The organism is Tenacibaculum profundicola (assembly GCF_057220795.1).
In genome coordinates, this window is record NZ_CM170137.1 from 2,527,883 (window position 1) to 2,540,745 (window position 12,863).

Genomic DNA, 12,863 nt, shown 5'->3' on the forward strand with positions numbered 1-12,863 from the left:
ACTTAATGTTAAATTTTTAACATTTTATTAAGTTTTTGAGTTTTGTTCTTTTTGAGATTTTAATATATTATTTGCCAATTTTTTACCTAGTTCTACACCAAACTGGTCAAAAGAATAGATATTCCATAAAACACCCTGAACAAATATTTTATGTTCATACATAGAAATTAACATTCCTAAAGATTTCGGAGTCAGGTTTTCTAAAAGAATCGTATTGGATGGTTTATTTCCTTTAAAAATTTTATACGGCAGTAAACTAGACAATTGATTAAGTTTTCCTTCCATCTTTAGTTCTAAATGCACTTCTTCCTTTGTGCTTCCATAGGCCAAAGCATGAGACTGCGCATAAAAATTAGCCATCAAGATGTCGTGGTGCTGTGTTTCTCCGTATAATGATTTTTTAAACCCAATAAAATCAGCCGGTATAATTTTTGTTCCTTGGTGCAACAACTGCATAAATGAATGTTGCATATTCGTTCCTACTCCTCCCCAGATTACGCCTCCGGTTTGGTAGTTGATTTCTTTACCATTTCTATCAACTCCTTTTCCGTTACTTTCCATAAACCCCTGTTGTAAATAGTTGGGTAGTTTACTCAAATATTGTGAATAACTAAAAACAGCCTCTGTTTCACAACAAAAAAAGTTATTGTACCATACACTTAACAATGCTAGTACTATTGGAATATTTTCAGAAAAATCTGTGTTTCTAAAATGCTTGTCCATTTTTTCAGCTCCATTCAATAATTCTTTGAAATTATCAAAACCTACCGATAAACTAATTGACAAACCAACGGCAGACCATAAAGAAAAACGGCCACCGACCCAATCCCACATCGGCAATATATTCTTTTTGTCTATTCCGAAATTTACCACTGCATCTAAATTAGAGGAAACAGCAATAAAATGCTTAGCTACATCAAAGACTGTTGCCGATTTTAAAAACCAGTCTCTTATCGTATTAGCGTTTGTTATTGTTTCTTGCGTGGTAAACGATTTTGAAACGACAATAAAAAGAGTTGTTTCGGGATCCACCTTTTTTAATGTTTCAAAAACATGGTCTCCATCTACATTTGAAATAAAATGAGTGTTTAACTTGTTCTTATAATACGCTAAGGCTTCTACCACCATACTTGGTCCAAAGTCAGACCCTCCAATACCTATGTTAACGATATCTGTTATAGGTTTACCCGTATATCCTTTCCATTTTCCAGAAAGAACCTTGTTTGTCAGAGCTTTTATTTTCCTTAGCGCAGTTTTTATTTTTGGTGTTATATCTTTTCCTTCTACGAATATTGGTTCATCGCTACTGCTCCTTAGGGCTGTATGAAGCACTGATCTATTTTCTGTTACATTTATGGTGTCTCCCGAAAAATAGTTTTCAATAGCTTCTTTAAGATCCATTTCTTCAGCTAGAGAAATAAGAGTATTCATTATTTCTTCAGTAACATGATTTTTAGAATAATCAACATACAGATCGTCGAACCTAATAGAAAGTTCTTTTTTTCTTTTTTTATTTGTCTGAAATAGATTTTTAAGTTGGAAATCTTTTGCTTCTAAATACTGTTGTTGTAATTCTTTCCAGGCTTCTGTTGTGGTTGGGTTGATATTTTTCAATGCCATTATTAATTTAAAGCTAGTATTTCTTTTTCAACAAGGATAGTATCTGTTTTTTTAAAAAAACTAACACTGTCTAAATGCTTTTTTAAAGGTTTTATAAACTCGAAATACCTCGGTTTTATACTATCTTCTAAAGGCTTAGCAGAAGGCAACTTTTGCCTAAAAGGATCTACCTGCCTTCCGTTTTTCCAAAAACGATAACAAACATGAGGGCCACTTGTATTACCTGTCATTCCAACCCAACCAATAATATCTCCTTGCTTTACAAAATCACCAACGCGCACCTTTCTTCTTTTCATATGCAAGTATTGTGTGGTGTACGTACTGTTGTGTTTTACCTTTACATAGTTTCCATTCCCACCTCTCCTAGCAGATTCAACCACGGTTCCATTGGCCGTTGACATAATGGGCGTGCCGTATGGAGCTGCAAAATCAGTACCTTTATGGGGTCTAACTCTATTTCCATACAACTTAATTCTTCTTCGTAAATTATATCTTGATGATATTCTATATTGGAATTTTATGGGAGATTTTAAAAATGTACTACGTAACATGTTCCCTTTTTCGTCATAATACTCGGCAATATTTTTAATTGTATCAGCCACAAATTTATACGCATATAAATCTTCTCCTTTATGGTTAAACAGAGCCGCTTTTACCTCACCATATCCAACAAAGGTTGTGTCATTAATATATTTTTCTTCATAGATCAATTTAAATCTATCTCCTTTTTGCAACCTATAAAAATCTAAGGTCCAAGCGTAGATATCCGCCACGGTATTTGTCAATGTTGGTTTCAAGCCTAAGCTATCCATGGTAACTGATAAACTAGAGTTAATTTCACCAACAATTTCTTTTTCTAATGTTTTTACCTTCTTTCTATATTTATAGGCTGAGATTACAGAATCTTTAAAATCGATAATCGTTGCGGCAATTTTATTGTGTTTATAAATAAAAACCTGTGCTTTTTGTATGGAGTCTTTTGTTGTTAAAATTGTGTAAGTTTTACCAGACCTAACCCTTCTAACATCAAATGTATCTTTTATAGTCGTTGCAATCTTATTAATTTTTGGATACATCACGTGATGCTTATCTAGAATACCTCCAAAACTTTCCCCGTTTTTTATGGTATCATTAACCACATTGAAATTATCTAAATTATACCCATATAAAAATACAGGTTCGATCTTTTCAATGGTCTTTATTTCTTCTAATTCTTTTTTATCTTCTTTCTTACAAGATAAAAAAGCCATCATTAATAGTAGTAGTAAAATTGTTTTTTTCAAGGAGGTTGTTTTAAATTGCCAATATTTGCAAAAATACAAATATAAATAATTGTATTTTACACTTTAACAATACTTGAACAACTTATAATCAGTCTACAATTATTTCAAACGGGTTTGCCAGCCCTTTATACGCTTCTAATTCTGCTCTGAGTGATCCAACGGACAACGACGCTTTCATTTTCACAGGAATCTTATTATCATCCGCAGTTATCCAAACGGTTACACTTTCTTTTGCTTTAAACACCCTACCCGCTTGAACGAAAGGGCGGAACATTTGTGTTTTTACTTTTCCAAATTTAGTTTTCAATATTTCATATCCTAAAAACCGCAACTTAAAAGGGTAGCTTTTATCGTCAAAAAACACGTCAACACTTATTTCATCTCCTTTTTTCATCTTCTTTGTGTCATGATTTCTTAAGAAGTAAAAGGTAGAAATCAGATCTTGTGGTTTTTTTATCGAAATAATACTGTCTTTTTGTTTTATAAAATCTTGAACGTACGCTGTGCTGTCAACATAATTGAAGGTTACACTTTTTCTCTTTTTGTATCCTCCTTCGTCAATATCTCTTTTAAATAAATAAGGGTGTACCTCTCCAAAGCTAAAGTAGCTTTCGTAGGTGTCATTAACTTCAAAAACCCAGCTTATCATGCCAGAGGTCCATCCTTTCCCTATAGCGTGAATAACATCTTTATTTTTTAGTTTTTCTTCTTTTAGTTCTAAAACAGCCGTACCTGCCTTCAGAAAACCACTGTAGCTCATTTTATACCGCAACCATTCACCTCCTTTAAAGGCAATTTTTTTTTCTTGGGCACTGAGGTGTATTGTTACACAAAATAACAATATCAATATGTTGTGTTTTTTCATAATAATCAAACTTATGAATTTTGATAACCAATTACTATTCCAAAAGCAAAAAACCACTGACTTTATAGAAAATCAATGGTTTTTTCTTACTCTTTAGAACGTTCCCCAGTTTTTTAGTTCTTCTTTGCTCCATAAATAGGGAAAAAATATTCTTCTTTGATATTTTGGATGCAAGTACTTACGCCAATTACTCCCTCCTGTTGCTTCCAGAGCGGTATCATCTCCTCCTAAATATTTTCCAGCAGCGTTATAATGTGCCATTACCCATTTTACATTCACCGCATAGTCATAATGGCGCATAGCCTTTATCAGCGTTTCATCTTCCTGAACATTTTTAGGCAGTTGTTTAAATTTTGACGAAAGATTACATTCATTATAGTCTTCCATAAAATCGATAAACTCCCCCATATACTTCTTTTCAAAAAGTTTCAGTAGGGTTGTTTTTTGACCTGTGGTATAGTTTTTTCCTGCTGCCTGCCAATACAAGTGATCATACGCGTTTTTAAATGACGAGTCTCTATCAATTGTATCTCTAAAACGAGCATCTATTAAGTTGATAAGCTCTGTAGATGCAAATTCTATTTTGCGGTACTGTGCGCTTTGAAACCCACTAGCAGGTGTTAAGGTATGTCTAAACTTTAAATACTGCTCTACATCCATTCCATCGGCCATTACCGAAAAAGAACTGCACAGCATATCAAAATAACGACTTATACGCATTAAGTGTTTTGAGAATTTTTCAGCAGAAATTTCATCAGACTTTGCTACCTGATCGATTTCCCACAAAATCATTTTAAACAACAATTCATTTACCTGATGGTACATTATAAAAACCATTTCATCTGGCTGTGTTGTTCGAGGAATTTGCAATCCTAAAAGCGCATCTGTTTGAATATAATCCCAGTAGGTAATCGGTTTACTCCATAGCAATCCTTCTAGCATTGCTTCCATTGGAACTCCTAATTCCTTGTATTTGCCTTCTATTGATTTTAATATTTCTTCTTTATCCATTTTTATGTCTTTTTAACTTTAATTTACGCTATATTATAGTTGTAATAAACAGCGCACTCTAGGAGTAGGGAGATTTTATATTCTTAAAATTAAACTTCGGTGTATATGCAAAGACACTTTTCATACTATTACAATAAAACCAAGAAAGAACTGTATTTCTCCCTTGGCTTTTTCTGATTTTATCTGTTTTTACTTTTACAACATTATAATGTGCCTCTCTGTTGTTGTTCTCTTTCGATAGATTCAAACAAGGCTTTAAAATTTCCAGCACCAAACCCTCTGGCTCCCATTCTTTGAATTATTTCAAAGAATAGTGTTGGTCTGTCTTCCACTGGTTTTGTAAATATTTGCAACAAATACCCTTCTTCATCGGCATCTACTAAGATGGATAATTCCTGTAATCTAGAGATGTCTTCTTTCATAATATCCATATGTACTCCTAAACGTTCAGGGATCATATCATAATATGACTGGGGCGGTGGCGGTAAAAACTCTACGCCATTCGCTTTTAGCTGGGCTACTGTTTTAATAATATCATCTGTTGCAACCGCAATATGCTGCACACCTTCTCCTTCATAAAAATCTAGGTATTCCTCAATTTGTGATCGCTTTGCCGCTTTGGCTGGTTCATTAATTGGAAACTTCACCCTACCATTCCCATTACTCATTACTTTACTCATTAAGGCAGAGTATTCTGTATGAATTTGTTTATCATCAAAGGATAAGAAATTTTCAAACCCCATTACCTCTTCATACCATTTCACCCATGTATCCATTCGGCCCCAACCTACATTTCCTACCATGTGATCAATAAACTTTAACCCTGCGCTTGGCGGATTATAATCCGGGTTCCATTCCATGAAACCAGGTAAGAATACTCCTGTATAGTTCTTGCGTTCAACAAACATGTGTACGGTTTCACCATAGGTATAAATTCCTGATCGAACTACCTCCCCGTTTTCATCCTTTTCAACCGTAGGTTCCATATATGACTTAGCACCTCTGGAAGTTGTTTCTTTCCAAGCAGCACGTGCGTCTTCTACCCACAACGCAACAACCTTCACACCATCACCATGCTTCACAATGTGGTCATTAATTGGTGATTTACTATTTAATGGCGTTGTTAGTACCAGTCGAATTTTATCTTGTTTCAACACATAACTTACCGCATCTTTTGATCCTGTTTCTAAGCCTTTATATGCATGTGATTGAAAACCAAAAGCAGTTTTGTAATAATGCGCTGCTTGTTTAGCATTTCCAACATAAAATTCTACATAATCTGTTCCTAAAAGTGGAAGGAAATCTTGTGCTCCTTCAAATATTTTTTCTAAACCGTAGTTTACTGATTTTATTTCTTTTGACATTTCTTTCTAATTTGTAAATTAATGAATACTACTCAAGCCAAGATTTATAATAATCTTCATCTGCTATTTTCATAGCTTCCTCTGTAACCATTAATGGCTTAAATGTATCAACCATTACCGCTAATTCTTCCGTTACTGTTTCACCGATACTTCTCTCTGTTGCGCCTGGGTGTGGGCCATGCGGTATCCCTGCTGGATGTAACGAAATATGTCCAGGAGCAATATCATTTCTACTCATAAAATCTCCATCAACATAATACAAAACCTCATCAGAATCAATATTACTATGGTTGTATGGTGCTGGTATAGAATCGGGGTGATAATCGTACAAACGAGGTACAAAACTACAAATTACAAAACCTGCACTTTCAAATGTTTGATGAATAGGAGGCGGTAAATGTATACGTCCGGTAATCGGTTCAAAATCGTGAATAGAAAATGCATATGGGTAATTAAACCCGTCGTACCCTACCACATCAAACGGATGTGATGCGTACACCATTTCAATAAGTTCATTTTTCTTTTTAATTTTCATTAAAAAGTCTCCTTTTTCGTCATAGGTTTCAAGTTCATAAGGTTGACGAATATCTCTCTCACAATAAGGAGAGTGTTCTAACAATTGTCCAAACCAGTTTCTATAACGTTTGGGAGTGTAGACAGGAGCATACGATTCAACGATAAACAAACGGTTATCTTCATCGTTAAAATCTAACTTATAAATCACACCTCTCGGTATCACCAAATAATCACCATACTTAAAATCGATATTTCCTAGCATGGTACGCAGTTTACCAGATCCTTTATGAATGAATATTACTTCATCTGCGTCGGTGTTTTTATAAAAATAATCTTTTGTGGATTTTTTAGGAGCCGATAAAATGATGTTACAATCTGAATTGGTTAGCACCACTTTTCTACTTTCTAAATAATCTTCTACTTGAGGTACTTGAAACCCTCTCAAACGATATGATTGAATATTATTAGCCTTTGCTATTTTCGGTTCAACACTATATTGTTTTTTGATTTCTTTGACCATGGTTGGTCTATGTTCATGGTACATGTTTGTTGACATTCCGTCAAAACCAATTGTACCAAATAACTGCTCGTAGTATAAATTGCCATTTTTCTTACGAAACTGAGTATGGCGTTTGGGTGGTATTTTTCCTAATTTATGATAAAAAGGCATCGTTTTTTTGATTTAAAGATTAATACTTAATTCATTTTCTCTAAATCTAAAGTCACTCCGGGTTTCTTTTCATAAGAAACTTCAGTAGCATTAGTAAGCCATCAAAAGGTTTACAAACCATCATTGTTAATAATTCTTATCACAAATATACAGAATATTCCAATCGATTAATCAAATACCCAAAAATCAAAACATTAAATATTTTTATTTAAAATTGTTCTAAATAAGTTTTGTTGTTCATTTTTTATGAAATATTTTTGCATCTGTAAATTTTATTAAATCTAAATTAAAACAATGAAAGGCTTAACAACTGCTATCTTGCTATTCTTAACAATAGCAACAGCAATGGCACAAGGGGGCGTTATTAGCGGAACAGTAAACGACAATAACGAAGAACCTTTAATAGGGGTGACCGTATTTATTAAAGGAACCCAAATTGGCACTCAAACTGATGAGAATGGTATGTTCAAACTAAAACGCGATTCACAAGAGAATCAAACTTTAGTGATATCATATGTTGGTTTTAAAACGAAAACAATCGCTCTGAACAATGACACAGCTAGTGACTTATCTATTACTTTATATGAAGGTAATGAATTATTAAAAGAAGTTACAGTTGACACCAACAGAGGCAACAAGTTCTCAAGGAAAAAATCGGCTTATGTAGCCAAACTTCCATTGAAAAACATTGAAAACGCTCAAGTGTATAGTACCGTAACTAATCAGTTACTAATTTCACAAAATGTTGTGAGTTTTGAAGAAGCTTTAAAAAACACAACAGGAGTTGAAAAACTTTGGTCATCTACTGGTAGAGCTGGTGATGGTGCAGGTTATTACTCAATGCGAGGTTTTGCAGCACAGCCACAATTAGTGAATGGTGTTGCAGGTATTACCAACGGATTTATAAATCCTGATAATGTAGAGCGAATTGAAGTAATTAAAGGGCCATCGGCTACGTTATTTGGAAGTACTCTTACTTCATACGGAGGTTTAATTAATGTAGTTACCAAAAAGCCATACCAAGGAACAGGTGGAAACATCACCGTTGGAGGAGGTTCTTTTGGCTTCAAGAAATTAACGGTTGATTTCAATACAAATTTAGAAGAGAATGAAGATATCTCTTTGCGTTTTAATGCTGGATACCAAACTGAAGATAGCTTCCAAGACGCTGGTTTTAGAAAATCGTTGTTTATTGCACCTGCAGTATCATATAAAGTAAATAATAGATTAACATTAAACTTTAACTACGAATTATCTGCAACTGATCAAACCAACCAAACGTTTTTGTTTTTAAACAGGTATGCTCCGTTAGCATTTAATAATTTAGATGAACTTAATTACGATCGTAATAAATCATTGACTAGCAATGATGTTTCAATCAAAAACCCAACACAAAACTACAGAGGTGAAATAGCATATAAAATTTCTGATAATTGGTCTTCACAAACTATTGTTGCAGGCGGAAATGCGAAATCAAATGGTTATTATACCTACTTATGGAATCCTGCTGATTGGTCAAATCCAGTAAGCCCAGTAGCCTTACCTGTATTTGCACTGTATGCTCAAAAAACAGATGCAGAAACGAACACATTCAATATTCAACAAAATGTGACAGGAGATTTTAAAATAGGAGATATTCGTAATAGAGTTGTTGTTGGTGTTGATTATTTAGAATCTCAAATTTTAGACAGAAGTTCAAATTGGAACGCAGTAAATGCGGTAACTCCTCAAGGACAACTTATAAATGGTTTACCTGTTAATGCTAACAATATTGATGCTGTGTTAACTGGCGTTGGAAACGTAAATGTTGATACCAACCAAAATGTATTAAGTGGATACATTTCTGATGTAGTTAATATCTTACCTGAGCTTTCTGTAATGGCTGGTGTTCGTTACGATAGATTTACATACGATGGTGATAAAAATGATTCTTCAGATGACGAAAAAGCGTATACAAAATCTACCTTTTCTCCAAAATTAGGTGTGGTTTACCAACCAATTTTGAATAAACTTTCTGTTTTTGCAAACTACCAAAATGGGTTTACTTATGTTAATCCAGAAATAGTACCTGTTGATATTTCAAATCCTGCAGCTGGAACTGTGCTTCAATCATATGATTTAGAAAGAGCTAATCAATTAGAGTTTGGTGTAAAAACAAATCTATTTAGCAATAAGCTTGAAGCAACTCTTAGTTACTACAACATCATTGTAGATGACAAAGTTATGGGATTCGGTGCTGGTAAACAGCAAGATGGTACTGTAAAAAGTAACGGAATTGAATTGGAAGTAAATGCCAATCCAATTATTGGACTGAATATAAGAGGTGGTTTTAGCTACAATGATGCAAAGGTAACAAAATCTGATTCTAGACCTGATTTAGTAGACCAACGTTTAGCAGAAGCGGGTCCAGAAACCTCTTATAACTTTTGGGCTGATTATAAGTTTCAAGAAGGAATTGCAAAGAACTTTGGTTTAGGTGCTGGTTTTAACGGGGCAAGTGATTATAATACTATGGTTGGCTACCCTGAAATTGGTGGAGATTTCATTCTTCCTGCTTACACCATTTTTAATGCTTCTGTATACTATGAAGTAGAAAAATTTAGAGTAAGTTTAAAAGCAAATAACTTAAGTGATAAAGAATATTATAAAGGATGGAGTACGATAACCCCGCAAGCACCACGAGCATTCTTGGGTAGTTTGTCTTATAAATTCTAAACCCTTATTACCTTTAAATTATATTATATAAACTCTGGACAAAAATTTGTCCAGAGTTTTATGGATTAAATAAACAACCATGATAAACCTACTTATTCTTATTCTTTTATTTGCTTGTTTGTGTCTATATACTAGTTCTCAAAAAGCGGTACTTCGCGAATATGGTTACTTAGAACACTGGTTACAAAGCAACCCCAAACAATCAAAATTAATTGGCTTTTTAGCAATAACTGCCTGTTTGATTTTCGCGATTTATATTTTCGGCAGTACATCAGGGTTTATGTTTTGGTTCATAAGCCTGATGACTATTTTAAGTTTACTCACCATCATTTATCCCTTAAAAGTTGTTTCCTATAAGCACCTTACTGTTTTTTTTCTTATCAGTTTAATTATTGAATTCATTTTTTAATCATGCCTGCAAATCCTAAATATCTGACAAAATCACCATGGCAAAAGTTTGCTAAATTATCTGCAGGCCTTATTGGGGGCTATATCATTAATGCGTTATTGCATATGGTAATGGTTCTTTGGATTCCTTTTCACCATGAAGCTTTAGTTACTACTATCCTAACGTTTTTTATCGTTTGGTGCGCTCTATTAATTGTTCCTTATCTATTTAGAAATGGATGGAAAGCATGGGGTCTATATTTAATTATTATAATTCTGTTATATCTCCTTTATTTTTTCAGTAACAATAACAACCCATTTATTTAATGAGTACTAGAAACTACAATATATTTTTTAACACGCATACCGTAAGTGGTATCGTAATTAGTATTGCATTATATGTAATTTTTTTTGCTGGAGCTTTTTCTTTATTCAAAGACGAAATACAAATTTGGGAGGAAGGAAAATCAATTAGCTACACAAAAAGGAAAGATATTAACTTTGATAAACTACTTGATTCTTTACATAAAAAGCATGAATTAACAGGTAGAGACTTACAGCTAAATTTTGGTGTAAATAGCGATCATATTTACGTTTATATGGGGGCAAGCAAAGATTCTCTAGCACCTGATAACAGAAAAACAGCCAACTATTTCTATACCGATATTCAAACAACAGAAACAAAATCTTACATTGAACAATATAGTTTGGGTGAATTTTTATTTCGCCTACATTTCTTACAGCAATTTCCGTCTATAGGGGTGTATTTAGCCGGTTTTATCTCTTTATTTTTCCTGTTTGCTATTATAACGGGGGTTATTGTACATTGGAAAAAAATTATTTCTAACTTTTTCTCTTTTAACCCTAAGGCTATTTTAAAAAGGTTATGGACGGACGCTCATACCGCTCTAGGGTTTATTGGCTTACCTTTTCAGTTTATTTTTGCCGTTACTGGCGCCTATTTTGCCATTAGTGTGCTTGTTCTAATTCCTGCTAATTTTTTATACAATAACAACCAAAGTAAACTTATTGAAGATTTACGACCTGAACGCAAAAATTACGAATGGGTTACATCATCAAATCAAGAAATTCCTAGCTTTAATGATTTTGTGATCAAAACTGCTGATCGATGGGAAAACTTTCACCCAACCAGGGCTTTTATAAAAAACTATGGTGGCACTAATATGAAGTATACCATTATTGGTGAAATGGAAAGTAAACACCGCTTTATTGGACTGGGTAGAATCACGTATGATGCCTATTCAGGCGCAATAGAAGGTGTAAAAAACCCGAATCTCTTAAACTATAGAGAAGATGTACAAAGAGTAATTGGTCGTTTACATTTTGCAGATTTTGGGGGTGAATCCTTAAAAATTGTGTATTTTATTTTAGCCCTTATTACCTGTTTTGTTATTATTACTGGTGTACTTATATGGGTTGAAGCTCGCAACAAAAAAAGCAGGAGTTTGAAGCAACGTTTATACACGGCAAAGATTGGTCATATATATCTTGCCATGTGCTTATCAATGCTTCCTGTTACCGCATTAGCTTTTCTGTTTGTTAAGTTTAGCCATGGTTATTTCCATGATAAACAAACAACAATCTATTACTTTTACTTTATTACCTGGTTATTGTTTACTTTGTTTTTTAGATTTAAAAGAGACAACTACTATACAAATAAAGTCAGTTTATTATTGGGTGCTATTTTTGGGTTTCTTATTCCGATAAGCAACGGAATTGTTACGGGCAACTGGATTTGGAAAACGTATTACAACCATCAATTTGATATTTTATTGGTTGATTTACTATGGCTAGTCATAGCTTCTTTCTCCCTGTTATTTTATGTCAAAACCAAAGCAAGTATTAAAGAACAAAGTTCTTTTTCTAAAACTCCAATTAATTATAAAAACTTAAAAGCTTTAAAAGAGGAGGAAGCTTTAAAAAACAACAAAACTCCTCAGAATTATATTTCAATGAACCTCAAAAATCATATACCTATGAGAACAAAAATTTCACTTTTATGGATCTTTATCGCAATTGGATTTATTTTCCATCATGTTTACGGATTGGCTACAGTATACTTTCAAGAATCTGTTGTAATGGAAGGCGCAACAGGAGAAACCCCATTTTGGGCACATCAATGGCGTATTTTAATGGAAGGGTTGGCTTTAACCTTTGGCTTATTAAGTCTTGAAGTTTCAAAAAAATGGTTTGTGTTAACCTCTTTTATTTGGGCTATTATTTTAGGACTTTTTAATATATATCACGTGATAACCGCCGTTATATATGAAGCGTCAAATATTTCTGAAATTCTTATCTTAATATTACTGGTAGTAGCAAGTGCTTTTCTAATTAAAAATATTAATGAATGGCGTAAAGAAGCGAGTTAAATTGCTTGCATATACCGTGTGTTAGTTTTCAATACTACTGTA

8 protein-coding genes are annotated in these 12,863 nt (G+C 33.5%); 2 read left to right on the forward strand and 6 right to left on the reverse strand.

Features of this window, described 5'->3' with window-relative positions:
- Positions 1–27: 27 nt before the first annotated feature.
- The 6 genes from pgi to AC2TDS_RS10875 all read right to left on the reverse strand — a co-directional run bounded on the left by pgi (position 28) and on the right by AC2TDS_RS10875 (position 7,329).
- Positions 28–1,620, reverse strand: coding sequence for a glucose-6-phosphate isomerase (gene pgi / locus AC2TDS_RS10850; protein ID WP_484735608.1), 1,593 nt, complete (start codon positions 1,618–1,620; stop codon positions 28–30).
- Positions 1,621–1,622: 2 nt separating this feature from the next.
- Positions 1,623–2,903, reverse strand: a complete 1,281-nt coding sequence (locus tag AC2TDS_RS10855; protein ID WP_484735609.1) for a M23 family metallopeptidase — start codon at positions 2,901–2,903, stop codon at positions 1,623–1,625.
- An 88-nt stretch (positions 2,904–2,991) separates the two neighbouring features.
- Entirely contained in the window at positions 2,992–3,768 is a 777-nt protein-coding gene (locus tag AC2TDS_RS10860) for a DUF3108 domain-containing protein (protein WP_484735610.1), read from the reverse strand.
- A gap of 93 nt (positions 3,769–3,861) precedes the next feature.
- Positions 3,862–4,779: a tryptophan 2,3-dioxygenase family protein gene (locus AC2TDS_RS10865; protein ID WP_484735611.1), complete on the reverse strand. Its 918-nt coding sequence runs from the start codon at positions 4,777–4,779 to the stop codon at positions 3,862–3,864.
- A 203-nt stretch (positions 4,780–4,982) separates the two neighbouring features.
- Positions 4,983–6,143 carry a 4-hydroxyphenylpyruvate dioxygenase gene (hppD, locus tag AC2TDS_RS10870; RefSeq protein WP_484735612.1) on the reverse strand — a complete coding sequence of 387 codons (1,161 nt, stop codon included), beginning with the start codon at positions 6,141–6,143 and terminating at the stop codon, positions 4,983–4,985.
- A 28-nt stretch (positions 6,144–6,171) separates the two neighbouring features.
- Entirely contained in the window at positions 6,172–7,329 is a 1,158-nt protein-coding gene (locus tag AC2TDS_RS10875; RefSeq protein WP_484735613.1) for a homogentisate 1,2-dioxygenase, read from the reverse strand.
- Between the two features lie 294 nt (positions 7,330–7,623).
- Here AC2TDS_RS10875 and AC2TDS_RS10880 point away from each other — a divergent pair, with 294 nt between their 5' ends.
- Both AC2TDS_RS10880 and AC2TDS_RS10885 read left to right on the forward strand, forming a co-directional pair.
- Entirely contained in the window at positions 7,624–10,044 is a 2,421-nt protein-coding gene (locus tag AC2TDS_RS10880) for a TonB-dependent siderophore receptor (protein ID WP_484735614.1), read from the forward strand.
- 713 nt (positions 10,045–10,757) lie between these two features.
- Positions 10,758–12,821 carry a PepSY-associated TM helix domain-containing protein gene (locus tag AC2TDS_RS10885; protein WP_484735615.1) on the forward strand — a complete coding sequence of 688 codons (2,064 nt, stop codon included), beginning with the start codon at positions 10,758–10,760 and terminating at the stop codon, positions 12,819–12,821.
- Positions 12,822–12,863 lie beyond the last annotated feature (42 nt).